Annotated in this window: 24 protein-coding genes and 1 pseudogene; 10 read left to right on the top strand and 15 right to left on the bottom strand. The window is 71.4% G+C overall.

From position 1 onward, the window contains the following. Positions 1–44 precede the first annotated feature (44 nt). A complete protein-coding gene (phnF, locus tag M6G65_RS27955; RefSeq protein WP_238194544.1) occupies positions 45–788 on the top strand; it encodes a phosphonate metabolism transcriptional regulator PhnF in 744 nt (247 codons plus the stop codon). Between the two features lie 117 nt (positions 789–905). On the opposite strand, the gene phnE (M6G65_RS27950) is transcribed toward phnF, so the two are convergent. The 7 genes from phnE (M6G65_RS27950) to M6G65_RS27920 form a co-directional block, all read right to left on the bottom strand. Next, positions 906–1,775, bottom strand: coding sequence for a phosphonate ABC transporter, permease protein PhnE (gene phnE, locus M6G65_RS27950; protein ID WP_238194543.1), 870 nt, complete (start codon positions 1,773–1,775; stop codon positions 906–908). Continuing rightward, a complete protein-coding gene (gene phnE, locus M6G65_RS27945; protein WP_238194542.1) occupies positions 1,772–2,653 on the bottom strand; it encodes a phosphonate ABC transporter, permease protein PhnE in 882 nt (293 codons plus the stop codon). Before phnE (M6G65_RS27945) ends, phnE (M6G65_RS27950) begins: the two co-directional genes overlap by 4 nt. A gap of 16 nt (positions 2,654–2,669) precedes the next feature. After that, the gene (phnD, locus tag M6G65_RS27940) at positions 2,670–3,599 is read right to left on the bottom strand and encodes a phosphonate ABC transporter substrate-binding protein (RefSeq protein WP_238194541.1); all 930 of its coding nucleotides are present in this window, start codon (positions 3,597–3,599) and stop codon (positions 2,670–2,672) included. Between the two features lie 102 nt (positions 3,600–3,701). Further along, positions 3,702–4,550: a phosphonate ABC transporter ATP-binding protein gene (phnC, locus tag M6G65_RS27935; RefSeq protein WP_238194540.1), complete on the bottom strand. Its 849-nt coding sequence runs from the start codon at positions 4,548–4,550 to the stop codon at positions 3,702–3,704. A gap of 111 nt (positions 4,551–4,661) precedes the next feature. Beyond that, complete coding sequence (locus M6G65_RS27930) at positions 4,662–5,282, bottom strand: LbetaH domain-containing protein (protein WP_250103145.1); 621 nt, start codon at positions 5,280–5,282, stop codon at positions 4,662–4,664. Further along, positions 5,275–5,961 (bottom strand): DUF1045 domain-containing protein, encoded by a 687-nt coding sequence (locus M6G65_RS27925; protein ID WP_238194538.1) that lies wholly within the window; start codon positions 5,959–5,961, stop codon positions 5,275–5,277. Before M6G65_RS27925 ends, M6G65_RS27930 begins: the two co-directional genes overlap by 8 nt. A gap of 28 nt (positions 5,962–5,989) precedes the next feature. After that, on the bottom strand, positions 5,990–7,138 hold the full coding sequence (locus M6G65_RS27920; protein WP_238194537.1) for a ceramide glucosyltransferase: 1,149 nt from the start codon (positions 7,136–7,138) through the stop codon (positions 5,990–5,992). 296 nt (positions 7,139–7,434) lie between these two features. Between M6G65_RS27920 and M6G65_RS27915 the strand changes: the two genes are divergently transcribed. Further along, on the top strand, positions 7,435–9,063 hold the full coding sequence (locus tag M6G65_RS27915; protein WP_250103144.1) for an inorganic phosphate transporter: 1,629 nt from the start codon (positions 7,435–7,437) through the stop codon (positions 9,061–9,063). Positions 9,064–9,149: 86 nt separating this feature from the next. On the opposite strand, the gene M6G65_RS27910 is transcribed toward M6G65_RS27915, so the two are convergent. Both M6G65_RS27910 and M6G65_RS27905 read right to left on the bottom strand, forming a co-directional pair. Next, positions 9,150–9,401 carry a hypothetical protein gene (locus M6G65_RS27910; RefSeq protein ID WP_192706066.1) on the bottom strand — a complete coding sequence of 84 codons (252 nt, stop codon included), beginning with the start codon at positions 9,399–9,401 and terminating at the stop codon, positions 9,150–9,152. Between the two features lie 3 nt (positions 9,402–9,404). Beyond that, positions 9,405–9,812, bottom strand: coding sequence for a Ros/MucR family transcriptional regulator (locus tag M6G65_RS27905; RefSeq protein WP_238194535.1), 408 nt, complete (start codon positions 9,810–9,812; stop codon positions 9,405–9,407). Positions 9,813–10,062: 250 nt separating this feature from the next. Between M6G65_RS27905 and M6G65_RS27900 the strand changes: the two genes are divergently transcribed. Continuing rightward, on the top strand, positions 10,063–11,022 hold the full coding sequence (locus tag M6G65_RS27900; RefSeq protein WP_238194534.1) for a helix-turn-helix domain-containing protein: 960 nt from the start codon (positions 10,063–10,065) through the stop codon (positions 11,020–11,022). 33 nt (positions 11,023–11,055) lie between these two features. On the opposite strand, the gene M6G65_RS27895 is transcribed toward M6G65_RS27900, so the two are convergent. From M6G65_RS27895 to M6G65_RS27875, 5 genes are all read right to left on the bottom strand, one after another. Further along, a complete protein-coding gene (locus M6G65_RS27895; RefSeq protein WP_238194533.1) occupies positions 11,056–12,384 on the bottom strand; it encodes an MFS transporter in 1,329 nt (442 codons plus the stop codon). A 251-nt stretch (positions 12,385–12,635) separates the two neighbouring features. Continuing rightward, positions 12,636–13,571, bottom strand: a complete 936-nt coding sequence (locus M6G65_RS27890) for a hydroxymethylglutaryl-CoA lyase (RefSeq protein ID WP_238194532.1) — start codon at positions 13,569–13,571, stop codon at positions 12,636–12,638. Then, positions 13,568–14,761 (bottom strand): CaiB/BaiF CoA transferase family protein, encoded by a 1,194-nt coding sequence (locus tag M6G65_RS27885; protein WP_250103143.1) that lies wholly within the window; start codon positions 14,759–14,761, stop codon positions 13,568–13,570. The genes M6G65_RS27890 and M6G65_RS27885 overlap by 4 nt, the downstream gene beginning before the upstream one ends. 305 nt (positions 14,762–15,066) lie before the next feature. After that, complete coding sequence (locus M6G65_RS27880) at positions 15,067–16,008, bottom strand: LysR substrate-binding domain-containing protein (protein WP_238194530.1); 942 nt, start codon at positions 16,006–16,008, stop codon at positions 15,067–15,069. 29 nt (positions 16,009–16,037) lie between these two features. Continuing rightward, the gene (locus M6G65_RS27875) at positions 16,038–16,412 is read right to left on the bottom strand and encodes a hypothetical protein (protein ID WP_238194529.1); all 375 of its coding nucleotides are present in this window, start codon (positions 16,410–16,412) and stop codon (positions 16,038–16,040) included. A gap of 190 nt (positions 16,413–16,602) precedes the next feature. On the opposite strand from M6G65_RS27875, the gene M6G65_RS27870 reads away from it, so the two are divergent. From M6G65_RS27870 to M6G65_RS27840, 7 genes and pseudogenes are all read left to right on the top strand, one after another. Then, positions 16,603–17,238, top strand: coding sequence for a LemA family protein (locus M6G65_RS27870; RefSeq protein ID WP_250103142.1), 636 nt, complete (start codon positions 16,603–16,605; stop codon positions 17,236–17,238). 1 nt (position 17,239) lies between these two features. Continuing rightward, positions 17,240–18,055: a TPM domain-containing protein gene (locus M6G65_RS27865; RefSeq protein ID WP_373323656.1), complete on the top strand. Its 816-nt coding sequence runs from the start codon at positions 17,240–17,242 to the stop codon at positions 18,053–18,055. Continuing rightward, the gene (locus tag M6G65_RS27860; protein WP_250103141.1) at positions 18,045–18,677 is read left to right on the top strand and encodes a TPM domain-containing protein; all 633 of its coding nucleotides are present in this window, start codon (positions 18,045–18,047) and stop codon (positions 18,675–18,677) included. Before M6G65_RS27865 ends, M6G65_RS27860 begins: the two co-directional genes overlap by 11 nt. Before the next feature lie 262 nt (positions 18,678–18,939). Beyond that, positions 18,940–20,259, top strand: coding sequence for a nucleotide disphospho-sugar-binding domain-containing protein (locus tag M6G65_RS27855; protein WP_238194526.1), 1,320 nt, complete (start codon positions 18,940–18,942; stop codon positions 20,257–20,259). Positions 20,260–20,261: 2 nt separating this feature from the next. Then, complete coding sequence (locus M6G65_RS27850; RefSeq protein ID WP_250103140.1) at positions 20,262–20,495, top strand: ferredoxin; 234 nt, start codon at positions 20,262–20,264, stop codon at positions 20,493–20,495. After that, positions 20,492–21,816, top strand: a pseudogene (locus M6G65_RS27845) (NAD(P)/FAD-dependent oxidoreductase). The gene M6G65_RS27850 and the pseudogene M6G65_RS27845 overlap by 4 nt, the downstream one beginning before the upstream one ends. Further along, positions 21,809–23,065: a cytochrome P450 gene (locus tag M6G65_RS27840; RefSeq protein ID WP_238194523.1), complete on the top strand. Its 1,257-nt coding sequence runs from the start codon at positions 21,809–21,811 to the stop codon at positions 23,063–23,065. The pseudogene M6G65_RS27845 and the gene M6G65_RS27840 overlap by 8 nt, the downstream one beginning before the upstream one ends. A gap of 185 nt (positions 23,066–23,250) precedes the next feature. On the opposite strand, the gene M6G65_RS27835 is transcribed toward M6G65_RS27840, so the two are convergent. After that, positions 23,251–24,363 (bottom strand): alkene reductase, encoded by a 1,113-nt coding sequence (locus M6G65_RS27835; RefSeq protein WP_238194522.1) that lies wholly within the window; start codon positions 24,361–24,363, stop codon positions 23,251–23,253. Between the last annotated feature and the right edge of the window lie 96 nt (positions 24,364–24,459).

Below are 24,459 nucleotides of genomic sequence, written 5' to 3'. Positions count from 1 at the left end.
TAGACAACTGGCGTGCCGGCCACAAATGAAGTTTGGATGACAGGATGGATGCGCAGGCGCAGGCACCCGGCCTTGTCCGGGGCGAGGGACTGACGGCGTGGCGGCAGATCGCCGACGCCCTGACGGCCGAGATCGCGGCAGGCGGTTACGCGCCGGGCCAGAAGCTGCCCCCGGAGGCCGTCCTGGCGACGCGGTTCGCGGTGAACCGGCACACGGTGCGGCGGGCGCTGGCCGCCCTCGCCGAGGGCGGCCTCGTCCGCGCCAGCCAAGGCCGGGGCACCTTCGTGGAGGAGGCGCCCCTCGCCTACCCGATCGGGCCGCGCACCCGCTTCTCCGAGATCGTCGCCGGGGCGGGCCGCGAGGCCTGGGGTGACCTGATCGGCGCGACCACGCGGCCGGCCGGGCCCGAGCAGGCGGCGGCGCTCGCCCTCGCCCCCGGCGCGCCCATTCTGGAACTGCAGACCGTCCACCGGGCCGACGACGCGCCGCTCTCGACCGCGCTGACCTGGCTGCCGCTGCCGCGCTTCGCCGGCTTCGGCGAGGCCTATGCCGCGCGCGGCTCGATCACCCGGGCCTTCGCGGCCTGCGGCGTCCCCGACTACACCCGGCTCTCGACACGCGTCCGCGCCCGCCCGGCCGATGCCGAGGAGGCGCGGCGGCTCGACATCGCGCCGGGGCGGGTCGTCCTCGTGGTGTCGAGCGTCAATGTCGATCCCGCGGGCGTGCCGATCCAGGCGAACCGGACCCTGTTCGCCGCCGACCGGGTGGAGCTGGTAATCGGGGGGTGAACAGACTTGGACAAGGCCTGGATGCGGCGGCGGGTCAGAATTGCCCGCCTCCGGCGTGCCCCATCCGGGTCCGGGCTCGCCTGCGGCGCCCCGGAATGACGTCACCCGGCCAGACTTTCAGCGCGCCGCCGGCCCGATGATCGCCCGGCGCAGGCGGGTCGAGACCCAGTCGATCGCCGCCACGGTGACGAGGATCATCAGCACCAGGAAGGCGACCTGCTGCAGTTCCAGCACGCGGATCAGCTCGGTGAGGTACTGGCCGATGCCGCCGGCGCCGACGATGCCGATGATCGTGGCCGAGCGGGTGTTCGACTCGAAGAAGTACAGCACCTGGCTCGCCAGAACCGGCAGAACCCCGGGGATCAGCCCGAAGCGGATGCGGTGGAGGGCCGAGCCGCCCGAGGCGACGACGCCCTCGCCGGCGCGGCGGTCGCAGGTCTCGATCGCCTCGGAGAACAGCTTGCCCAGCGCGCCCACGTCCGAGCAGGCGATGGCCAGCAGGCCGGCGAAGGGGCCGAGCCCGACGACGTTGATCCAGATCAGCGCCCAGATCAGCACGTCCACGGAGCGCAGGATGTCGAGGCCGCGCCGGACCGCGAACCGGGCGAACGGGTTCGGCACGACGTTCCGGGCGGCCAGGAACGCCACCGGGAAGGCCAGCATCGCCGCCGTGAGCGTGCCGAGGAACGCGATGCCCAGCGTCTCGCCGAGCGCGTGCAGGAAGGTCCAGAGATGGCCCTCCGGGGATGGCGGCAGCATCAGCACCGCGAAGGTGCCGAGCCGCCCAAGCCCGTGGAGGATCCGCGCCACCGACATGTCGAGCCGCCAGCACGCCAGGGCGGTGAGACCCACCAGGACGCCGAGACCGACGACGAGGCGCGCCCGCGCCGCCCGGTCGGCGCGGAACTGCGCCGGGTAGCGGGCGCGCAGCCGGGCGAGGTCGGCCCGGGCCGCCGCCCGCAGGGCTCCGGTGCGGGGCGGGCTCATCGGACAGTCTCCGGGCCGATCAGCCGGTGGCGGACCCGCTCGGTGGCGAGGTCGATGCAGAACACCGTCAGGATGATCAGCACGAGGATCGCGCTCACGTCCGCGTAGTAGAAGTTGCGGATTGCGGCCAGGAACTCCTGGCCGATCCCCCCTGCCCCGACGAAGCCCAGCACCGCCGCCCCGCGCACGTTGATCTCGAAGCGCAGCAGCCCGTAGGAGGCGAAGTTCGACAGCACCTGCGGCAGCACCGCGAAGCGCACGGTCTCGACCCAGGAGGCGCCCGAGGCGGACAGGCCCTCGACGGGCCGCATGTCGATATTCTCGACCACCTCGGAGAACAGCTTGCCCAGCGCCCCCGTGGTGTGGATCGCGATGGCCAGCACGCCGACCATCGGTCCGAGGCCGAAGGCGATCACGAAGATCAGCGCGAACACCACGTCCGGGACGGTGCGGCAGACTTCCAGGAAGCGCTTGGCCAGGATCCGCAGCAGCCGCGACCGCACCAAGTTGGCGGCGGCGACGAAGCTGAGGGCGAAGCCCGCCAGCGCCCCCAGCAGCGTGCCGAGATAGGCCATCAGCAGGGTCTCGCCCAGCAGCGCGAGCCAGCCGGGCAGGCCCCAGTACCAGGCGCGCAGATCCTCGACCGGATGGTCGAGGCCGACCGGGGGCAGGATCTGCTGGATGTAGGCGGTGAACTTGCCGATGTTCCCGGCGAGCACCAGCGGCCGCACCTCGGCGGCGTACCCGGCGAGGAGGGCCAGGGCCGCGACCGCCGCGAACCCGGCCAGCGTCCGGCGCCGCGCGGCGCCGGTCGAGGCCGCGTAGAGGCCGGAGAGGGTGGCTTCCCGCTCCGGCGGCAGCTTCGTCAGGCCACGCAAGGCCGTCGTCTCCGGATCAGGACTTCTTGCGCTGCTCGTCGTTGAACCGCAGCATGTCGATGATCGGCTGGTAATCCTTGAGGGTCACCGGCTTGAGGCCCTGGTCCTTGCCGTCGGAGAGCCGGTCGAAGGCGGCCTTGTCGGCCTTCGGCAGGGCGACGAACGCCTCCCGGATCTTGGCCTTCAGGTCGTCCGGCAGGGTGGACAGCATGGCGTAGGGCCCTTCCGGCAGGAATTCGGACTTGAACACCACCCGGAAGTCCGAATTCTGCATCGGCGTGCCGTCCGGCTTCTTCAGCATGCCCTTGGCGATCATGCGGGTGACGATCGAGTCGGTCTCGGAATTCCACAGGTTGGCGGCGGCCTCGACCGTGCCCTGGGTCAGCGCCAGGACGGCGTTCTCGTGGCTGCCGGCGAAGACCGCCTTGCCGAAGAACTTGTCCACGTCGTAGCCGGCCCGCTTCAGGAAGAAGCGCGGCGCCTGGTTGCCGGAGGTGGAGTTCGGATCGACCAGGGCGAGGTTCTTGCCCTTCAGATCCTCGATGGTCTTGTACGGGCTGGAGGCCAGCGCGTAGATCACCGAGTAGTAGCCCGCGGCGCCGGTCTCGTGGATCGGGCTCACCACCGGCTCGACCTTCACGCCGGTCATCGCGGCGCGGGCGATGGAGGCCGGCCCGTAGAAGGCGAGCTGGATGTTGCCGGCGCGCTGGCCCTCGATCACCGCGGCGTAGTCGCTGGCAACCCGCAGCTTCACCGGCACGCCGACCGTCCTGGTCAGGTAGTCCGCCAGGGGCGCGTAGCGGTCGACGGTGCCGCTGGCATTCTCCATCGGAATCACCGCCAGGGTCAGCTCGGGATATTGCGCCTTCCAGTCCTGGGCGGCGGCCGGCAGGCCGAGGAGCGCGAGGGCCGTGGCGGCTGCGGCGAGGGTGCGTCGGGTGATCATCGTGTCGTCCTTCGTGTCGGCGTGTGTCGCGGGTTCGGCCGGGCGCGGGGCCGGCCGGGCGTTTCCCGATCCGTGGTTGGTGTTGGGGCCGGACGGCCCGGTTCAGGCGCCGAGGGCGGCCTCGCGCACGGGCCGCGCCGGCACGATGCCGGGCCGGCCCGGCATCGCCGCCCGCTGCTCGGCCTCGCGGCGCGCCGAATCGTCGAGCACCTCGCCGGCCTCCAGGCCGTAGAGCCGGCGGGCGACATCCTCGGTGAGGTCGAACGGCCCGCCCTCGAACACCACCCGGCCGGCGCTGAGCCCGACGAGGCGGTCGCAATAGGCGCGGGCGAGGTCGAGGGAGTGCAGGTTGCACAGGACCGTGATGCCGTAGCGGCGGTTCACCTCGGCCAGCGCGTCCATCACCAGGCGGGTGTTGCGCGGATCGAGGGAGGCGACCGGCTCGTCGGCGAGCAGGATCTCGGGCTCCTGCACCAGGGCGCGGGCGATGGCGACGCGCTGCTGCTGGCCGCCCGACAGGCCGTCCGCCCGCTGGCCGGCGAACTCGCCCATGTCGAAGCTCTCCAGGGCGGCGAGCGCCATCGCCCGGTCCTCCTCGGACCATTGGCGCAGCAGGGACCGGTAGCTCGGCACGTGGCTCAGCCGGCCCATCAGGACGTTGGTCATCACGTCGAGGCGGCCGACGAGGTTGAACTGCTGGAAGATCATGGCGCAGCGGGTGCGCCAATCCCGCAGGGCGCGGCCCCGCAGCCGCGTGACGTCGCGCCCGTCATGAAGGATGCGCCCGGAACTCGGGTCGGCCAACCGGTTGATGAGCCGCAGCAGCGTCGATTTGCCGGCACCGGACCGGCCGATCACGCCGACGAAGCTGCCGGGCTCTATCTGCAGCGAGACACCGTCGACGGCGCGCCGGCCGCCGTACTGGCGCGTAAGATCCTCGATGACCAGCATGCATCCATCCGCCGCGGAATGGCCGCACCTAAACGCCGGTTCCACGACGATTGGATGACGAATACGATCCAATGTTGTTTGCCGGCACAACGTTTACTGTCGATTGCCGCTCTAGGCTCCGTATCGATCGAGGAAGGCTTCGATCGGAAGTCCGCGGAAATCCGGGAGCGCCCGGCGCAGGCGCTCGTGGTCCCAATCCCACCAGGCGAGGCGCTCCAGGCGCGCGGCGACGGCGTCCGGGAACCGGCGCCGGACCGGACGGGCGGGATTGCCGACCACGATCGTATAGGGTTCGACGTCGCGCGTGACGATCGCGCCGGCCCCGACCACCGCGCCGGTGCCGATGGTGCGGCCGGGCAGGACCACCACGCCGTGGCCGATCCAGACATCGTGGCCGATGGCCACCGGGCTCGCCCGGCGCCGGTCGAAGAAGGCCGGCTCGTCGGCCTCCTCGGGCCAGTAGGACTGCGCCCGGTAGGTGAAATGCGCCTGGGAGGCGCGCTCCATCGGGTGGTTGCCGGGGTTGATCCGGACGCTGGCGGCGATCGAGCAGAACTTGCCGATCGTGGTGTAGATCACCTCGCCGTCCTGGCCGATGTAGGAATAGTCGCCGAGGATCGTCTCGGTGAGGCGGGTTCGGGCGCCGATCTCGGTGTAGCGGCCGAGGCGGCAATCCGCGACCCGGGCGCTCGGGTCGATCGCCGGCTCGCGGCCGAGGGAAAGGTCAGCCACGGGGTTCTCCGAAGGGCAGGCGTGCCAGGAGCCGGAACGGCCCGGCCCCGTCCTGGGCCAGGAGGCCGAGGGCGTCGATCACCAGGGGCTCGGGCCCGGAGGCGGCGTAGGCCTCCGACAGGCGCCGGTGCCAGGCGTCGCGTTCGGCCTCCGGCAGGGCGTCGGTCAGGGTCATGTGGAAGCGGAAGGCCTCGAACACGTACGGGTAGCCCCAGCGATCGAGCAGCGCGCGGCCGCGCGGATCGAGGCGCTCCGGGCGGCGCTTCGCGCGCTCGGCCTCAGTGAGCGGCGCGCGGAACGGGTCGAGCGCCGCGACGCACTCGGCGGCCAGCAGCCCCAGGCCCGGCGGCGGGTCTTCCGGCACCAGGGCGAGGAACGCCCCGAGCGCGGCGACCGTCAGGGGCCCGACCGCCACCGGCGGGTGCGCGGCCGCGAGGTCGCGGGCGGCGGCGATGAGCCCGGCCTCGGTGGCACCCGCCGCGAGGCGCAGGGGCGCCTTGAGGGTGGCGTGGAATCCGTAAGTCCGGGCCCCTGCGGTGACGGTGGCGAGGACATTGAGGCCTTCTGGATGGGGAACCGGCTCTCCGGAAACGTTGTCGTAGCCGAGCACGCCCCGTCCGAAGGCTTCGAGGCGCGAGCCCGGGGCGGGCAGGCAGTACAGGGCGTAGCGGCGCGACACGTCTCGGCCTCCGGATTGTCGGGCGCCGTCAGGCCGTCGGCGCGTAGCTGCGCGCCTCGGCGGCCCGCCGCGGGCGCACGTCCATGGCGTTGCCGCGCCACACGATGGCGCTCTGGACCCAGGCGCCGAGCCAGATCGCCGGGATCAGGGCGTCGCGCACCGGGAAGGCCGCCAGCATGCGGGGCGAACGGTGCCAGCCCGCGCGGAGCGCAAGCCGGTGCTCGGCGCCATAGCACAGGGCGGCGAGGCCGGCAGCGCCGGCGAGGCCCGCGAGGCTGCCGGCCCAGAGCGCGACGAGGAGCGCCGGCAGCAGGACGCCGCTGCCGATCTCGGGCGCGAAGAACAGCGGGAAGGTCACGCGGCGCAGGCGCGCCCAGCGGAGCTGCCGGGACCAGACCTCCCGGAAGCCGCGCGGGCCCAACGGCTGCTCGAACGGGCTCGCCACGAGGTGGACGCGCTTGCCGGCCGCGCGCACCAGCTTGGTGGCGGCCGCGTCCTCGGCGATCTCGGCGGCGAGCGCCTGAAGGCCGCCCCGCTGGTCCAGGAACGGCTTGTGCCAGAGCATGCTCTTGCCCTGCGCGAAGCCAAGCCCGAAGGCCTCGGCGGCGTATTGCCAGCGCGCCTGCAGGGTGTTGAGGAAGGCGCATTCCACCTCGGCCATGAAGCTGCCCGGGCGCGCCCCGGCGGGGGTGGAGCAGACCAGGCCGGTCTCGGCGCGCCACGCCGCCTGGAGGCGCTGCAGGTAGTCCGGCGGCATGGCCACGTTGGAATCGGCCAGGACAACCCAGTCGTGGGCGGCGGCGCGCCAGCCGCGCAGGCAGTTGTTCAGCTTCGGGTTCTCGCTGATCCGCTCATCGCCGAGGATCAGGTGGGCGGGCACCTGTGGGTGGGCGGCGATCAGGCGCTCCACCATCGGCACGATCGGATCGCCCGGATCGGCCACGCAGAAGATCAGCTCGTAGGCCGGGTAATCGAGGCGGAAGCTCCGGATCAGCATCTCCTCGCTGTAGGACTCCAGCCCGTGAAGCGGGCGGATCACCGAGACGGGCGCGCCTGCCGGAAACCGCGACGGGCCGTGCACCTGCCCGAGGCGTCGACCCGCGATGGCGATGCTGCCGATCTGGACGAGGGCCAGGAGCGCGCCGAACGACAGGGCCGGCACCGTGGCGTCAATCATGCGGATCTCTCGTTCGCTCGTGCGCGGCCCGGTCGCTAGCGGCCCGATCGCGTCAGGCGTGTGACAGTCGCCTGACGGCGGGGCGACCGGTCGCCCGGCCCGGACGCGTCGTTCCTCGATCGGCGACCGGATCTTCGGCGGCGAAGACAGGCTAGGCGGAGACGCCCGCGTTCATCCGAATGTCCCGGCCGATCGGATACGGCCTCCACGACCGGTCACGGGCGCTGTGTCACCGGGCCGTCACGCGCGCATTTTAATCCCGGTTCACCACCAAAAATGATTTCGCGCGAGGCTGCATGTCCGATTCCGCCGTGATGCCGTCGGGCGCCGCGCGAGGCAGGCCCGAGGGCGGCCCGCGTCTCGATCACGGGATGCATCTGGGCGGCCTCGTCGCCTTCCTGCTCGTGCTGGTGGCGGGCCTCTCCTACGCCGTCGTGAGCCTGATCGCCGACATGAACGCGGTCGGCGAGGCGCCGCTGGCCTACGGCGCCTTCGCGCTGCTCGGGCTCGCGCTGCTGATCGCGCTCGGCTTCGAGTTCGTGAACGGCTTCCACGACACCGCCAACGCGGTCGCCACGGTGATCTACACGCACTCGCTGCCGCCGCTCGTGGCGGTGATCTGGTCGGGCTTCTTCAACTTCCTCGGGGTGATGCTCTCCTCCGGGGCGGTGGCCTACGCCATCGTCACCCTGCTGCCGGTGGAGCTGATCCTGAATGTCGGCTCCCATGCCGGATACGCGATGATCTTCGCGCTGCTGCTGGCCGCGATCATCTGGAATCTGGGGACCTGGGCCTTCGGCCTGCCGAACTCCTCGTCCCACGCGCTGATCGGCTCGGTGCTCGGCGTCGGCCTCGCCAACCAGCTGATGAACGGCGGCGACGGCACCTCCGGGGTCGACTGGACTCAGGCGCTCAACGTGTTCAAGGCGCTGCTGTTCTCGCCCGTCTGCGGCTTCGTGCTGGCGGCCCTGCTGCTGCTCGCGCTCAAGTTCGCCGTGCGCCGCAAGGACCTCTACGAGGCGCCGAAGGGCGATACGCCCCCGCCCCTGTGGATCCGCGGCCTGCTGATCCTGACCTGCACGCTGGTCTCCTTCTTCCACGGCGGCAATGACGGACAGAAGGGCATGGGCCTGATCATGCTGATCCTGATCGGCGCCGCCCCGACCGCCTACGCGCTGAACCGCACCATGGCGGACGACACGACCCCGGCCTTCGTGCAGAGCTCGACGGCGGCGAGCGAGGTCTTCTCCGCCCGCGCCCCCGGCGCACCGGTGCCGGATGCCGCCGCGGCGCGCCGGACGGTGACGGAGGCGTTGAAGACGAAGGCGCTCGACCGGCCGCCGGTCTATGCCGCGCTCGCGGCGCTCTCGAACGACATCGCCGCAAGCGTGAAGAATTACGGCGCGATCCGCACCGTGCCGGCCGCCCAGACGCAGAACCTGCGCAGCGACATGTACCTCGCCGCCGACGCGGTGCGGCTGCTGCCGGGCACCGGAGCCGACCTCTCCGAGGCCGACAAGGCGACGCTGAAACGCTATTCCGGCCTGCTCAACGACGGCACCCGCTACATCCCGGGCTGGGTGAAGGTCTGCGTCGCCCTCGCCCTCGGGCTCGGCACCATGGTCGGCTGGAAGCGCATCGTCGTGACGGTGGGCGAGAAGATCGGCAAGACCCATCTCACCTACGCCCAGGGCGCCTCGGCCGAGATCGTGGCCGCCGGCACGATCGGGCTCGCCGAGCTCTACGGCCTGCCGGTCTCGACCACGCATATCCTGTCGTCGGGCGTGGCCGGCACGATGGCCGCCAACGGCTCCGGGCTCCAGACGTCCACGGTGCGCAACATGGCGCTGGCCTGGATCCTGACCCTGCCGGCGGCGATCACGCTCGCGGCGCTCTTGTTCTTCCTCCTGCGCCACCTGTTCTGACGCGTGGCCGGGCCGGTGACCGCAGCCGCCCCGCGCAACGGAACGAACAGTCTCCGACCCAGCCTCCTGAGGTGCCCCCCGACTCCTCAGGAACTCGACATCGCCCGTACGAAGGCCAGGCAGGTCCGGCGCGCGGCCGGGTTCTCGATCGCCACGAAGGCGGAGACGAGGTCGGCCGCCTGCGCGATCGCCGCGTCCGGACGGTCCTCGTCCGGGAAGAAGGTCGTGACCGGGACGCCGAGCGTCCGGGCGACGCGCTCCAGGGCGTCCCGAGACCGCGCCGTGTCCGGACGCGGCTCCGGCGACCGGTCCGGAGCCTGCGAGAGGCCGGACGCCACGGCTCAGCCGGCCTTCTGTCCGAGCTGGATCGCCCGGGCAATCTCGGACCGCCTGGCGGCGTAGCCCGGGGCGACCATCGGGTAATCGGCCGGCAGGCCGTACTTGGCCCGGTAGCGCTCGGGCGTCAGGCCGTTCGCCGTCAGGTGGCGCTTCATCGTCTTGTACGAGCGGCCGTCGATGAAGCTGATCAGGCCATCGCGCTGGATCGAGGCCTCGACCTGCGCGGGCGTCAGCCCGGTCGAGTTTGCGCCCGAGCCGCTGCCCCGAAGGACCGAGATCGCTGAGTGGACTTGGTCGATGAGGCCGGGCAGGTCGGCCATTCCGACGGCATTGCGGGACACGTAGGCGGCAACGATCGTGCCGACCTTTTCCAGCATGAAGGAGGCGTGTGTTTCGTTCAGGTTGTTCATCTGCGTCATCGCTACTGTGGGCTGTGTCGGCTGCTCTCTGGAAGGTCAGATCGTAAGCGTCTGCACCGCATGAGTTCTGGCGGATGGGTGAGGCCGCGCCGGGTCTGAATTCCGTATGACCTCAAGTTATCAAACCACCATTTCTTGAGGATGCAGATAATATACAATATGAAACGGGAGCATCTTGTCCGGGAGCGCGATGTTTTTTGCCCGATCGCGCGAACGGGGGGCCAGACAAGGTAAACGATTGATGCAGCCACTGTTTTCGACCGTGGGGCTCCATCCGAGGAACAGTTTTCAGCGCTGGCAGGAGATCCTGCTCGAGCGCCAGATCCCCCTCAAGCAGACGCGCCTCAACCCCGGGTCGTTCGAGGGCCGGCTCGACGTCGCCGGGATCGGCCCGCTGCTGATGACCCGCATCACGCAAGGACCGATGCGCAGCGAGATCACGCCCGCGATCATCCGGCGCTTCGACAAGGGGGACACGCTCGTCGTGGTCTTCAAGCTCGCAGGTGTGGCGACCACGTCGCAGGACGACCGGTCCTGCCCACAACGGACGGGCGATCTGTTCGTGCTCGATCACCGCCCGGCCGTGCTGACGTCCGGCGCGGGCAGCCAATCCATGTTCCTGGAGCTGCCGCGCGCGCGCCTCGAAAGGCTCCTGGGACCGGCCCGGCTCTACACGGCCCTGACGATCGGCGGGCGCCTCGCCTCCACGATTCTTACCACGACCTTCTTCCACGAATTGATTCGCATCCGTGACCAGCTCGGTCCGGAGACTGTCGCGCGCATGACCGGGATCGGCGTGGACCTGATCGTGGCCAGCATCGCCGAGCGGATGGCCCAGGAGGTCCCTCGGCCCGTCCAGGGCTCGGTCGTAGTCCAGCGCGCCAAGGCCTATGTCGAGGTGCATCTCGGCGACCCCGCCCTCGACCCGCCGCAGCTCGCGGCCGCGGTCGGCGTGTCGCTGCGGCGGCTGCAGGAGCTGTTCCACGAGCGCGGCCGGCACGTCTCCGACTGGATCTGGGAACGCCGGCTGGCCGCCGCCGCCGAGCGGCTGACCGATCCGGCCTGTGCCCATCTGCCGATCGGCCTGCTGGCCTACGGCTGCGGTTTCGCCAGCCAGGCCCACTTCACCCGTCGCTTCAAGGAGCGCCACGGAACGACGCCGCGGGCCTACCGGCACGCAGCCCTCGTGGGCGCCCCGTGATCCACCGACCCGGGACGCCCGACGCGTTCCAGGTCAGGCCGAGCGGTCGCTCCGGCGCAGGCTCGCCGGCATGGCGAAGAGGGCGAGCCCGGCCGCGACGAGGCAGAGCATCCCGATGCCGTAGAGGGCCGGGGTCGTCGAGCCGGTGAGGTCTTTGACCCAGCCGACCATCACCGGGCTGACGATGCCGCCGAACTGGCCGAGCGTGTTGATTAGCGCGATCCCGCCCGCCGCGCCGACGCCGGTGACGAGCTTGGCCGGCAGAGTCCAGAAGGTCGGGATCGAGGCGACGATGCCGGCGCCGAGCAGGGCCAGGGCGCACATCAGCGGCACGATGTGCTTATCGAACAGGCCGGCGCCGAAGAAGCCGAGCGCCGCCGCGATCGCCAGCCCGGCGACGAATTTCGGTCGCTCGCCCGAGGCGTCGGACAGGCGCCCGATCACCACCATGCTGATCGCCCCGCAGATGTAGGGGATCGCCGTGAGGAAGCCCACCGAGGCCGCCTGCCCGCCGCTCGCGGTCTTGATCAGGTCCGGGCCCCAGAAATTCAGCCCGTAGGAGCCGATCTGCAGGAGGAAGTAGATCAGCCCGATCATCAGGAAGCCCGGCTGCCGGATCGCCCCGAGCAGCGAGTGATCGCCGATCTCGCGGTTGTGGTGGGCGATGCGGCCGGACAGGAGCGCCTTCTCGGGCTCGGTGAGCCAGCGCGCGTCGGAGATCCGGTCGTCGAGGCGCGTCAGCACGAGCAGGCCGAGCACGAGGCAGGGCAGGCCGCCGGCCAGGAACAGCCACTGCCAGCCGGCGAGGCCGCCGACGCCGTTGAGCCCGCCCAGGATCAGGCCCGCTACCGGCGCGCCGAAGATGCCCGAGAAGGCCGAGGCGACGAACATAAACGAGGTGATCCGGCCGCGATGCGAGGCCGGGAACCAGATGGTCAGGTAGTAGAGGATGCCCGGCGCGAAGCCCGCCTCCATGGCGCCGATCAGGAAGCGCAGGGCGTAGAAGTGCCACTCGCTGCGGATGAAGATCATCAGCGCGGTGGCGACGCCCCAGGAGATCATGATCCGGGCGATCCAGCGCCGCGCCCCGACCCGGTAGAGGAACAGGTTCGAGGGCACCTCGAAGATCACGTAGCCGACGACGAACATGCTCGCGCCGAGCCCGTAGGCGACGTTGCTGAAGCCGAGGTCGCTCTGGAGCTGGAACTTGGCGAAGCTGATGTTGATGCGGTCGAAGAACGCGAACATGTAGCAGATCATGATCAGCGGCATGAGCCGCCACGCGACCTTGCGGACGACGCCGTTCTCGGTCACCGCGCCGGCCTCGGCGGCGGCCGGCGACCCGGACAGGGCTGCGGTCATGGTTTCCTCCGTTGTGTTTTTGGGGCGTGTGGTGCGCGGTGCCGCCTTCGGGCGGGCGGCTTGTCCGCGTGAACTCAGAGCCTGTTCGATTGAGCCTCTCCAGCCCGCGCCCTCATCCTGAGGTGCGGCGAAGCCGCCTCGAAGGAGCCCTCCTTCGAGGCCTCCGCTACGCTCCGGCACCTCAGGATGAGGGCGCGAGTGGGATCTCCATCATGTCGCGCGGGCTCAAGGATGCAGGAGCTGACAGAGTCTCAAGCCGCCCTGGCGGGCGCCGGGTGGAGGTCGCAGGGCCGTCCGGCCTTGGCGACCTGCCCGGGCACGTCGTGGCCGACGAGGCGGGGCAGGTCCCGCGACAGGCCGATCAGCGCCGCGAGGTCGAGGCCCGTCGGCACGCCCATCTCGTGGGCCATGCTGACGAGGTCCTCGGTGCAGATGTTGCCGGTCGCGCCCGGCGCGAACGGGCAGCCGCCGAGGCCGCCGAGCGCCGCGTCGAACCGCCGTGCGCCCGCATCGTAGGCCGCCAGCACGTTGGCGAGGCCGAGGCCGCGGGTGTTGTGGAAGTGGAGCGTCAGGCGCTCCGGTCCGACCAGCGGCAGGACCCGCGCGACGAGGCGCGCGACCTGCCGGGGATTGGCCATGCCGGTGGTGTCGGCGAGCGTCACGCCGTCGACGCCGAGCGACAGGTAGCGCTCGACCTGGGCGAGGACCTTGTCGGCCGGCTGGTCGCCCTCGAACGGGCAGCCGAAGGCGGTGGCCACCGTGCCGTTGGTGCTCACCGGCGCGCCGCGGACCGAATCCATGATCCGGGCGAATCCGGCGATCGAGTCGGCCGGGCTCATGCCCATGTTGGCGCGGTTGTGGGTCTCGCTCACCGAGGCCACGAGGTTGATCTCGTCGACCTTGGCGGCCAGCGCCCGCTCGGCGCCCTTCGGGTTCGGCACCAGGGCGACGTAGACCGTGCCGGGCCGCCGCCGGATCCCGGCGAAGACCGCGGCCGCGTCGGCGAGCGCCGGCACCGCCTTCGGCGACACGAAGGACGAGACCTCGATCCGGCTGAAGCCGGCCTCCGCCAGGGCGTCGATCAGCCGGATTTTCTCCGCCGTCTCCACGAAGACGGGCTCGATCTGGAAGCCGTCCCGGGTGGCGACCTCCTGGACGATCAAGGCGTCGCTCGACAAGGCGCTCATGCCACGGCTCCCTTCGCGCGCAAGGCGGCGATGCGCGCCACGTCGAGACCGAGTTCGGCGAGCACGGAATCCGTGTGGGCGCCGAGTGCCGGCCCCTGCCAGCGGACTTCACCGGGGGTCTCCGACAGCTTCGGCACGATGCCGGGCATCTTCACCGCGGTCCCGCCGGGGAGTTCCGCCTGCAGGATCATGTCGCGCGCCTGGTAGTGCGGATCGGCCACGATGTCGGCCACCGAGTAGATCCGGCCGGCCGGCACGTCGGCGGCGGCGAGGGCGGCGAGCGCCTCCTCGACCGTCTGGGTCTTCGACCAGTCGGCGATGGTGCCGTCGAGCATCGCCGATTGCTGCGAGCGGCCCTCGTTGTTGCGGAGCGCCGGGTCGTCCGCGAGGTCGGGTCGGCCGATCGCCGTCATCAGGCGGCGGAAGATCGGGTCGCTGTTGCCGGCGATGACCACGTAGCCGCCGTCGCGTGTCGGGTAGGTGTTCGACGGCGTGATGCCCGGCAGCGCGCCGCCGGTGCGGGTGCGGACCTCGCCCAGCAGGTCGTATTCGGGGACGAGGCTCTCCATGACGTTGAACACGCTCTCGGCGAGCGAGACGTCGATGACCTGACCGGCGCCCTGCCCGGTCTTCACCCGCAGCAGCGCCATCAGCGCGCCGATCACGCCGTGGAGCGAGGCCAGGGTGTCGCCGATGCTGACGCCGACGCGGGCGGGCGGCGAATCCGGGCTGCCGGTGGTGAAGCGGATGCCGCCCATCGACTCGCCGATGGCGCCGAAGCCGGGGCGGTCGCGGTACGGGCCGGTCTGGCCGTAGCCGGAGATGCGGACCATCACGAGGTTGGGGTTGAGCGCCGAGAGCACGTCCCAGCCGAGCCCCAGCTTCTCCAGGCCGCCGGGGCGGAAGTTCTCGACCACCACGTCCGCGCTCGTGGCGAGCTGCTTGACGATGTCGAGGCCTTCCGGGGATTTCAGATTGACGGCGATCGACTTCTTGTTGCGCGACTGCAGGTACCACCAGAGCGAGGTGCCCTCGTGCATCTTGCGCCACTTCCGGAGCGGGTCACCCTCGCCCGGCGGCTCGACCTTGATGACCTCGGCGCCGAACTCGGCCATCAGCCGCGTCGCGAAGGGCGCGGCGATCAGCTGACCAAGCTCGAGAACGCGGATACCGCTGAGCGGACCGGACACGGCTTTCCTCCATCGTTTGTTGTCCCGGCCATACTGCCGTTCCCGCCGCGAAGTCCAAACGTCATGCGCCAGCGTGCGTTCTCGTGCGGAGAACGCAAGATCTCGGAACACAGGGGCGACAAAGATCGGTATTTCCGGAAGCGGGCCGCGTCTCAGATGACCAGCCCGTCATCCCGGGGCCGCGCAGCGGAGCCCGGGATCCAGAGCCGCCGAGGCGCCAAGACATGGCACCAACAGCGGCTCTGGGTTGCCCGCCTCCGGGTCCGGGCTCGCCTGCGGTGCCCCGGAACGACGGTGCGGGCGTTCTAGGCCGGATTCCGCCTCGCGCCGGCCGCGGCGCCGCGCAGATGCTCCAGCAGGAGCGTCGCCGCCGGAGTCAGGGGACCCGGGCGGACCACGAGTGAGAGCGTGCGCTGCGCCCAGGGGTCGGTGAGCGGCACCGCCGCGAGGCGCATCGGCGGCCCGAGCAGGGCGTAGACATGCTCGGGCACGGTGCCGAGACCCATGCCGACCTGCGCCATCCGGCAGATCGCGTCGAAGCTCGGCACGTGCATCCGCAGCCGCAGCGGACGGCCGAGGCGCCGGGCCTCGTCGCGCAGGGCGGCGTAGATCGAGCTCTCCGCGTGCAGCCCGACATGGTCGTAGTCGAGGGTGTCGGCGAGCGCGACGGCGCCGCGCCCGCTCAAGGGATGGCCGGCCGGCATCACCAGGACGAGGCGGTCGCTCCGGTACGGATAGGCGGTGAGGCTGCGGGTGTCGGAGGTGTCAGCGCAGAGGCCCAGATCGGCGAGTCCCTCCTCCACGCCGGCCACGACGCCGCCGCTCGGGCGCTCCTCCAGGTCGAGCCGGATCCCGGGCTGCGCCGCCAGGAAGGCCTGCAGGTCCTCGGGCAGGAATTCCACGATCGCAGAGAGGTTGGCGAGCACGCGCACGAAGCCGCGCACCCCGCGGGCGTGCTCGGCGAGTTCCAGGGCGATCTGCTCGGCGCTCGCCAGCATGCGGCGGGTGTGGTGCAGGAGGGTCTCGCCGGCGGGCGTGAGCCGCATGCCGCGCGGCTCGCGGGTCAGCAGGGTGCAGCCCAGCGCGTGCTCCAGCTCGGCGAGGCGCTTACTCACCGCCGAGGGGGCGATCGCCGCCCGCCGGGCCGCGCCGTTCAGCGTCCCCTCCTGGCAGATCGCCGCGAACAGGCGGAGCGTCTTCAGGTCGAGGCGGCTCAGGGTCGCGGCCGCGGGCAGGTCTGCGGACATCCGGCGGCGATCCCGGTCGGCGGCCGGCCCTAGTCCCGGGACCCGACCGGCTGGCCGTAGGTGCCGTAGCCGCGCTTGGCCCCCTCCCGGTTGACGAGGCCGAAGCGCAGCACCGCCTGCTCCAGATAGGCAATCGCGTCGACCAGATGGGCACGGGCCTCGGCGATGCTGTCCTCGCCCTCCTCGACCGGCGTCTCGGCGAGCTTCACGGCGGCGATCAGGACGCGGTCGCGCTCGTCCTCGATCCGCGGGTCGCGGGCGACGTGGCCGCGGATCTTGGCGTCGAACGCCTCGATGACGGACCAGGGCAGCGCGTCCTTGCCGGACGGCGCCTTGAAGGCCAGGGCGTGGCGCCGCGCGGCCGCGCTGGCGGCCCTGACATGGTCGGCGAGTGCTGCATCCATTCCCGGTCTCCGCGGCTCCGACTCGATCTCCCGAACGCCCCGCGGCGCGGTCCGTTGCCCGTGAGGCCTTACCGGGCGCAGCAACAATCCTTCAAGGCCGCGCCGGCCGGGGGTTACCTTGGCGGTTCGCGCCCTTATCTCTCGGTTCTGTGATCAACGGGCCGGACCGGCCCGGCGAACGGGGGACGATATGGGAACGACGCTGAGCGCCGGCGGATGGCGCCCGACATCCGCGGCGGCGCGCCTCCTCGGCGTGCTCTCGGTGATCCTGGTGGCCGCGGGCCTGTCCGGCTGCGGGGCGATCAACCAGGTGCCGACCCTGCAGGAGCAGGCCAAATCCGCCTGGAGCGAGGTGCAGAACCAGTATCAGCGCCGCGCCGACCTGATCCCCAACCTCGCCGAGACCGTGAAGGGCTACGCCCAGCAGGAGAAGGACGTGCTGATTGGCGTCACCGAGGCGCGCGCCAAAGCGTCGAGCGTGAAGGTCGACGCGTCCACGGTCAGCGACCCGCAGAAGTTCAAGGAATATCAGGATGCCCAGAACCAGCTGTCGGGCGCGCTCGGCCGGCTGCTGGTGACGGTGGAGAAGTATCCCGACCTCAAGTCGAACCAGAACTTTCTCGCCCTGCAATCGCAGCTGGAGGGCACCGAGAACCGCATCGCGGTGGCGCGACGCGACTACATCACCGCCGTCCAGGCCTACAACACCGAGGTGCGCACCATCCCGGGCCGATGGATCGCGGCGTTCCTGTATCCCGACGCCAAGCCGATGGAGACCTTCACGGCGACGCCCAACGCCGACCGGCCGCCGAACGTGAAGTTCTAGGATGCCGCCCATGGGCCGGAGCATCCCCAACCGGGTGCGGCTCGCCCTGGCGCTCGCCGTCCTCAGCGCCTGCCTGACGATCTACGCGGTCGGGGCGTTCGCCGCCGAGCTGACCTTCCCGACGCTGACCGGCCGCGTGGTCGACGTGGCCGGCATCCTCACGCCGGAGCAGCGCGGCCAGCTCGAAGGCAAGCTGAAGGCGCACGAGGACAAGACCTCAGACCAGGTGGTCGTCGCCACCGTGCCCAATCTCCAGGGCACGACCATCGAGGATTACGCCAACCGCCTGTTCCGGGCCTGGAAGCTCGGGCAGGCCAAGACCAATAACGGCGTCCTGCTGCTGGTCGCGCCGAGCGAGCGCAAGGTCCGGATCGAGGTCGGCTACGGGCTGGAGGGCGCGCTCACCGACGCGCTCTCCCGGGTGATCATCGCCAGCGCGATCACGCCCCGCTTCAAGACCGGCGATTATTACGGGGGCCTCGACGCGGGCGTCGACGGGATCCTGTCGATCCTGGCCGGTGACGCGCAGGAGTGGCAGCGCAAGCCGCAGGTGCGCGCCGACGAGGTCGATAGCGGCCAGGTCGCAATCTTCATCATCCTGTTCCTGATCGTGCTGTTCGTCGCTTGGCGCATGAGCCGCGGCGGCGGCCGGGTCGGCAGCCGGGGCGGACGCGGCGGCATCGTCATCCTGCCGGGCCCGGGCTCGGGCGGATGGGGCGGCGGCTTCTCGGATGGCGGCTCGTCCGGGGGCTTCGGCGGCGGATTCTCCGGTGGGGGCGGCTCGTCGGGCGGTGGAGGAGCCTCCGGTGACTGGTAAGGGCGCGGACGTGCTGACGCCGGAGGCGCGGGAGCGGCTCGCCCGGGCGGTGTCGCGGGCCGAGGCCGGCACGTCCGGCGAGATCGTCGTGATGGTGAGCCGCCGCGCGGGCGCCTACCGGTCGATCACCCTGCTCGCGGCCCTGATCGCCGCGCTGGTCCTGCCCTGGCCGCTGATCGCGCTGACGAGCTGGAGCGCGGCGTCGATCGTCCTGACCCAGGCCGCCCTCGTGGCCGCGATCCTGGCGGCGAGCGAGAACGAGCGCCTGCGCCTCGCCCTGGTGCCGCGGCGGCTGCGCAGCGCCCGGGCCCGCGAGGCGGCGCAGCGGGCCTTCTGGTCCCGGGGCCTGAGCCTCACGCGCGGGCGCACCGGCATCCTGCTCTACCTCTCGCTCGCCGAGCGCCACGCGGAGATCGTCACGGATCTCGGCGTGCTCCGGCACATCGCGCCCGCCGCCTGGGACGGGATCCTGGCCGACCTCGTCACCGCCCTGGGGCGCGGCGCGGTCGAGGCCGGGCTGACCGTGGCGGTGGAGCAGGTCGGCCGGTGCCTCGCGGAGCACCTTCCGGCGGGGATCGGTGATCCGGACGAGCTGCCCAACCGCGTGATCGTCGCCGATTGAACCGCGTCCGCCGTCCGGTTCGATGCCGGCGTGGAACCACAGGCTATCGGCGATAGGCCGGTGATGCAGCTTCTGATTTGGGATATGTCTTGCGGCACAGCTTGTGCGCCGCCACACGAAGGTTTCTGGCGGACCGTAACCAACCGGCGGCGCGCGCGATTTTGCTGTTGAGACCCGCGCGCCGCTGCGGCGGCCGCCGTCTTCGTGACGGCGCCGGGTGACACGGGATGCCGGCCGACCGGCCCTGTCCGAGGAGGCCGTGATGAAGATCCTGATCGCCGCATCGCCGCTGACCGGCCACGTGAACCCGCTGCTCGCCGTCGGCCGTGCCGCCGCCGCGCGCGGGGACGCGGTTCTGGTCCTGACGGATCCGGCCTTCCGGCCGAAGGTCGAGGCGGCCGGCCTGCGCTTCACGGGCTATCCCGACAACGATTCGGCGACGTTCCGCGAGACCGACCTGCCCGCCGGACCGGAGCGCTACCGGCGCGAGTTCGAGCGGCGGTTCATCGATCCCATGCCGGTCCAGGCCGAGACTCTGCGCCGGTTGATCGCCGAGGAGGCGCCGGACGTCATCGTCGCCGGCAGCATGTTCCTGGGCGTGCTGCCCCTTCTGCTCGACACGGCGCCGCGGCCGCCGATCGTGACGGTCAATGTCAGCTTCCTGTTCCTGGACCGGCCCGACCACGCGCCCGTCGGTCTCGGCCTGCCGCCCGCCCGGGACCAGGCCGAGCAGGTCCGCTACGCGGCCCTGAAGGCCGGGATGGATGCGGCCTTTGTCAACCCGGTGCGCGCCTACACGGACGCCCAGCTGGCCCGGCTCGGCCTGCCGCCGATCCCGGCCTCGCTGACGCACTCCATCGTGCTGCTGCCGGACCTGTTCCTCCAGCCCACCGTGCCGGGCTTCGAATACGATTACGGCACTTTGCCGCCGGGCGTGCGCTTCATCGGTCTGCTGCAGCCGCCCACGCCCCCGGCGCCGCTGCCGGATTGGTGGCCGGAGCTGGAGCGGGCGAACGCGGCGGGCACGCCGGTCGTGCTGGTGACGCAGGGAACGCTCGCCAACGCGGATTTCGGCGAGCTGGTCGAGCCGACCCTCGCGGCCCTGGCCCATCGGGACGACCTGCTCGTCCTGGCCACCACGGGCGGCCGTCCGGTCGACGTGCTGCGCGGGCCGATCCCGGCCAACACGCGCGTCTCCTGCTTCCTGCCGTTCCGCGAGCTGCTGCCCCGGGTGAGCGTGCTCGTCACGAATGGCGGCTACGGCAGCGTCTCGCAGGCGCTCTCCGCCGGGGTGCCGATCGTCTCGGCCGGGCTGACCGAGGACAAGGCCGAGGTGAACGCGCGGATTGGCTGGTCGGGCGTCGGCGTCAATCTCGGGACCAACGCACCGACATCCGAGGCCGTGGGCGAGGCGGTGTCGCGGGTGCTCGACGATCCCGGGTTCCGGCAGCGCGCCGGGCGCATCGGCGAGGCGTTCGCGGCCCGGGACGCGATGGCCGCCATCCTGATGGCGGTGGACGACCTCGGCCGGTCCAGGGCGAGAGCCGGCCGCGACGCGGTCCCGATGGCGAGGTCGGCGTGACAATGGCCGCGGATGCAAAGGCGCTGCGCGTCGTCGCCGATCTCAACCGATGCCAGGGCTACGCGCAGTGCTGCTACGCGGCGCCCGATGCCTTCACCTTACGCGGCCACGAGATCCTGTTCTACGATCCTGCCCCGCCGGCCGCGCGACGCGGCGCGATCGAGCGGGCGGTCCAGGCCTGCCCGGTCCGCGCCATCAGCCTTCAGGCCGGCGCGGATGATGGAGAGACGTCGTGACGCCTGAGCCGGCCGGCATCGTGGTGGTCGGGGCCTCGCTGGCCGGCCTGCGCGGTGCCGAGGCGCTGCGCCGCCGGGGCTATGCCGGTCCCCTGACCCTGGTCGGCGCGGAGCCGCATCGCCCCTACGATCGCCCGCCCCTGTCGAAGCACGTGCTGGTCGGAGAGCTGGAGGCGGACGCGACCCGGCTGCCGGAGCTGGCGCCCTTGCACGCCCGGTGGCGTCTCGGCAGCCCGGCCATCGCCCTTGACCGCTCCGCCCGGGCGCTCCGGCTCGCGGACGGAACCGCGCTGGCCTACGACAAGCTCCTCATCGCCACCGGGGCGGAGGCCCGCGCCGGCCGGCCGAGACCGGTGGGCGCCTGAGCGGCGTCTTCACCCTCCGCGGACGCGACGACGCGGCCGCCCTGCGCGCGGCCGTTCAGGCCCGCCCGCGCCGGGTGCTCGTCGTCGGCGGTGGCCTGATCGGCTGCGAGACGGCCTCGTGCCTGCGCGACCTCGGCCTGGCCGTGACCTTGGTCGACCCCCATTCCACACCCCTGGCCGCCGCCCTCGGGACCTTCGTCGGCGGGGTGGTCGCCGAATGCCTGCGCGACGTCGGCGCGGAATTTCGCCCCGGCACGATGGTGCGCGCCTTCGAGGGTGACGCGGCGGGCCGGGTCGCCCGCGCGCGCCTATCGGATGGCGGGACCATCGAGACCGACCTCGTCATCGCCGCCCTCGGCGCGACCCGGGCGACCGGCTGGCTCCAGGGCGCCGGCCTGCGGGCGGATCCGGGCGGCGTCACCTGCGACGCGGCCTGCCGGGTCCTCGACGCCGATGGGGCGCCCTGCCCCGACATCTACGCCGCCGGCGACGTGGCGCGCTGGCCGATCCCGCTCTACGGCAACCGCCTGGTCTCGGTGGAGCATTGGGGCAATGCCGTCGAGCAGGCGGGCCATGCCGCCCGCAACATGGTGGCGCCACCGGACGATCAGCGCCCCTACCAGCACATGCCGGCCTTCTGGTCGAGCCAGTTCGGCATCAACATCAAGCTGGCCGGCCTGACCGCGGGTGCCGACGCCCTGGCCGTGGTCCAGGGTACGCGGGCGTCGCGGCGCTTCCTGGCGGTCTATGGCCGGAACGGGCGCAGCATCGCCGCGCTCTCCTTCGACCAGGCGCGCTGGCTGCCGGCCTACGCGCAGGCGATCACGGCCGGCAGCGCCTTCCCGCCGATCGCCGATGCCACCGACCAGCCGCGGATCGAGACGGCCGCGCCGGGTTTCCCGCCGCCGCGCGCGGCCGCCCCGGCGCCCAGCCGCTCCGAGACCGTGCATGCCTGACGACGCGCTGTTCGCCGCCGTAATGGACCCGGCCAACCGGGCCGATCCGTATCCGCTCTACGCCCGGTTGCGCGAGCGCCCGGTCGCGCGCCAGCGCGACGGGAGCTACGTGGTCAGCACCCACGCGGCGATCCGGACGCTGATCTTCGACCCGCGCCTCAGCTCGGAGGATCTGCCGCCGTTCAAGCGGCCGCCCACCGGAAACCCGATCCGCGACTGGATCATCAACCCGATCCGGAGCCGGATCGCCACGGCACACCGCCCGCTGATCTTCCGCGACCCGCCCGACCACGACACCCTGCGCGCCGCGGTGATGCGCGAATTCACCATCCCGCGGGTCCAGGGCCTGCGCCCCCGCGTGGTCCGCGAGGTCGACGCACTCCTGGACAAGTGCCACGGGCGCGACCGCCTCTGCCTCGTGGAGGACCTGTCCTATCCGCTGCCGGTCTCGGTGATCTGCGAGCTGCTCGGCGTGCCGGTGACCGACGAGCCGCGCTTCCAATCCTGGGCGACGCAGCTCGCCACCGCGCTGGAGCCGGATGCGCGCGGCGACGTGGAGAGCCGGCGGCGCACGGTGGCGGCCTTCGACGCGATCTCGGACTACATGCGCAACCTCATCCGCGAGAAGCGCACGCGGCCGGCCGACGACATGCTGAGCGGCCTCGCCGCGCCCGGGCCGGGCGGCGCGAAACGCATGAGCGATTTCGACCTGATCTCGACGGCGATCCTGCTGCTGGTCGCGGGCCACGAGACGACGGTGAACCTGATCACCAACGCGATGCTGACCCTGCTCCGGCATCCGCAGGAGCTGGAGCGCCTGCGCGCCGATCCCGAGCGCGCTCCACGAGTGATCGAGGAGGTGCTGCGCTACGAGCCGCCGGTGCATTTCCGGACCCGCAAGGCGCTCGGCGCGATCACCCTCGCCGGCGAGACGATCCCGAAGGGGGCACCGGTGATCCTGCTCTTCGCGGCAGCCAATCGCGATCCGGCCCGCTTCGAAACCCCCGACCGGTTCGATCCGGACCGTCCGGACATCGAGCATTTCGGCTTCGGCGGCGGGCTGCATTTCTGCGTGGGCGCGCCCCTGGCGCGGCTCGAGGCCGAGATCGCCCTCGTCGCGTTGAGCCGCCGCCTCGTCGCGCCGCGCCTGGTTCGGGATCCGCCGCCCTATCGGACCGGCGCCTCGCTCCGCGGCCCCGAGCAGCTGGCGATCGACATCGGCGGAATCGACCCCGTGCAAGCGTCCTAGGTCGACACGCGTTCGGGGAACCAAACCCGCACGGATGTACCAGGGAACGATCGATCGTCATTCCGGGGCGCTGCAGGCGAGCCCGGAATGACGGGGTTCATGCGTAAAGAGCGAGTGAAGACGAACGTTTCACGTGAAACATTTGTAAACCACCCGGCCGGTCAAAGCTGGCGACCACAGAAACGTCACCGGCGCACCGGGACCGGTCCGTTCATGCCGGGCCAGTCGGAATAGCCGTTGGCACCACCCCCATACCAGTAGGCTTTCGGCGCCTCCGCGAGTGGCGCGCCGCTGGCAAAACGGCCGACGAGGTCGGGATTGGCGAGATAGGGGCGGCCGAAGCTGAACAGGTCGGCGCGCCCCTCGGCCAATTCCTTCTCGGCGAGGTCGAGGGTCAGATCGTTGTTGCCGATATAGGCGCCCTTGAACCGGCGGCGCAGGTCGAGGAAATCGATCCCGTCCGGCACGTCCCGGGATTGCTGGGTCACGCCCTCGATCGCGTGGACGTAGAGCAGATCGAACCCGCTGAGCGCGTCGAGATAGGCGCCGTAGGTGACGTGCGGATCGGAATCGAGCGGCGTCTCGCCGGGCTGCGTCGTAGCGGGCGAGATCCGGATGCCGACGCGCCGGCCGCCGCCCCACACCTCGGTGACGGCCTGGACCACCTCCAGGGGAAAGCGCAGGCGGTTCTCGACCGTGCCGCCGTACCGATCGGCGCGCCGGTTGGTCGAGTCGCGCACGAACTGCTCCAGCAGGTAATTGTTGGCCGAGTGGATCTCGACGCCGTCGAACCCGGCACGCTTGGCGTTCTCGGCCGCCCGCCGGTAATCCGCGACGATCCCGGCGATCTCGTCGGTCTCCAGCGCCCGCGGCGTCACGTGAGGCTTCATGCCGTCCTGCGTGAAAGCCGTGCCCTCCGGCTTGATCGCCGAGGCCGAGACCGGAAGCGCCCCGCCCGGCTGAAGCTCGGGATGCGAGATCCGGCCGGTGTGCCAGAGCTGGAGGAAGATCAGGCCGTCATTGGCATGGACCGTCCGGACGATCCGCGACCAGCTCTCCACCTGCGCATCGGACCAGATGCCCGGCGTGTAGGCGTAGCCCACGCCCTGCGGCGAGATGTTGGTCGCCTCGGCGATGATCAGGCCGGCACTGGCCCGCTGCCCGTAGTAATCGGCCGCGAAGTCCGGCGGCACGCCCTCGTTGTTGGAGCGGCTGCGGGTCAGCGGCGCCATCACGACGCGGTTCTTGAGCTCCAAGTCGCCGATAGTGACGGGCTGGAGGATCGGGCTACTCGGCATGATGTCTCGCTGGGACTGGTAAGAGGCGGGCCGGCGTGGCGCCACGATCGGACGGCACCACGAGTCGGCGAGAGGTCCATGAACCCTGCCGCCGGC

Source organism: Methylobacterium tardum (assembly GCF_023546765.1).
Classification (GTDB): domain Bacteria; phylum Pseudomonadota; class Alphaproteobacteria; order Rhizobiales; family Beijerinckiaceae; genus Methylobacterium; species Methylobacterium tardum.
The sequence above is the reverse complement of the archived record's forward strand: the minus strand, read 5'-3'. Positions and strand labels throughout refer to the sequence as shown.

What these genes read in the sequence shown, in the direction of transcription:
- phnF (WP_238194544.1), top strand. Translation starts at nt 45, where the DNA reads ATGGATGCGCAGGCGCAGGCACCCGGCCTTGTCCGGGGCGAGGGACTG.
- phnE (WP_238194543.1), bottom strand. Translation starts at nt 1,775, where the DNA reads ATGAGCCCGCCCCGCACCGGAGCCCTGCGGGCGGCGGCCCGGGCCGAC.
- phnD (WP_238194541.1), bottom strand. Translation starts at nt 3,599, where the DNA reads ATGATCACCCGACGCACCCTCGCCGCAGCCGCCACGGCCCTCGCGCTC.
- phnC (WP_238194540.1), bottom strand. Translation starts at nt 4,550, where the DNA reads ATGCTGGTCATCGAGGATCTTACGCGCCAGTACGGCGGCCGGCGCGCC.
- M6G65_RS27920 (WP_238194537.1), bottom strand. Translation starts at nt 7,138, where the DNA reads ATGATTGACGCCACGGTGCCGGCCCTGTCGTTCGGCGCGCTCCTGGCC.
- M6G65_RS27915 (WP_250103144.1), top strand. Translation starts at nt 7,435, where the DNA reads ATGTCCGATTCCGCCGTGATGCCGTCGGGCGCCGCGCGAGGCAGGCCC.
- M6G65_RS27905 (WP_238194535.1), bottom strand. Translation starts at nt 9,812, where the DNA reads ATGAACAACCTGAACGAAACACACGCCTCCTTCATGCTGGAAAAGGTC.
- M6G65_RS27900 (WP_238194534.1), top strand. Translation starts at nt 10,063, where the DNA reads ATGCAGCCACTGTTTTCGACCGTGGGGCTCCATCCGAGGAACAGTTTT.
- M6G65_RS27895 (WP_238194533.1), bottom strand. Translation starts at nt 12,384, where the DNA reads ATGACCGCAGCCCTGTCCGGGTCGCCGGCCGCCGCCGAGGCCGGCGCG.
- M6G65_RS27890 (WP_238194532.1), bottom strand. Translation starts at nt 13,571, where the DNA reads ATGAGCGCCTTGTCGAGCGACGCCTTGATCGTCCAGGAGGTCGCCACC.
- M6G65_RS27880 (WP_238194530.1), bottom strand. Translation starts at nt 16,008, where the DNA reads ATGTCCGCAGACCTGCCCGCGGCCGCGACCCTGAGCCGCCTCGACCTG.
- M6G65_RS27875 (WP_238194529.1), bottom strand. Translation starts at nt 16,412, where the DNA reads ATGGATGCAGCACTCGCCGACCATGTCAGGGCCGCCAGCGCGGCCGCG.
- M6G65_RS27870 (WP_250103142.1), top strand. Translation starts at nt 16,603, where the DNA reads ATGGGAACGACGCTGAGCGCCGGCGGATGGCGCCCGACATCCGCGGCG.
- M6G65_RS27865 (WP_373323656.1), top strand. Translation starts at nt 17,240, where the DNA reads ATGCCGCCCATGGGCCGGAGCATCCCCAACCGGGTGCGGCTCGCCCTG.
- M6G65_RS27855 (WP_238194526.1), top strand. Translation starts at nt 18,940, where the DNA reads ATGAAGATCCTGATCGCCGCATCGCCGCTGACCGGCCACGTGAACCCG.
- M6G65_RS27850 (WP_250103140.1), top strand. Translation starts at nt 20,262, where the DNA reads ATGGCCGCGGATGCAAAGGCGCTGCGCGTCGTCGCCGATCTCAACCGA.
- M6G65_RS27840 (WP_238194523.1), top strand. Translation starts at nt 21,809, where the DNA reads ATGCCTGACGACGCGCTGTTCGCCGCCGTAATGGACCCGGCCAACCGG.
- M6G65_RS27835 (WP_238194522.1), bottom strand. Translation starts at nt 24,363, where the DNA reads ATGCCGAGTAGCCCGATCCTCCAGCCCGTCACTATCGGCGACTTGGAG.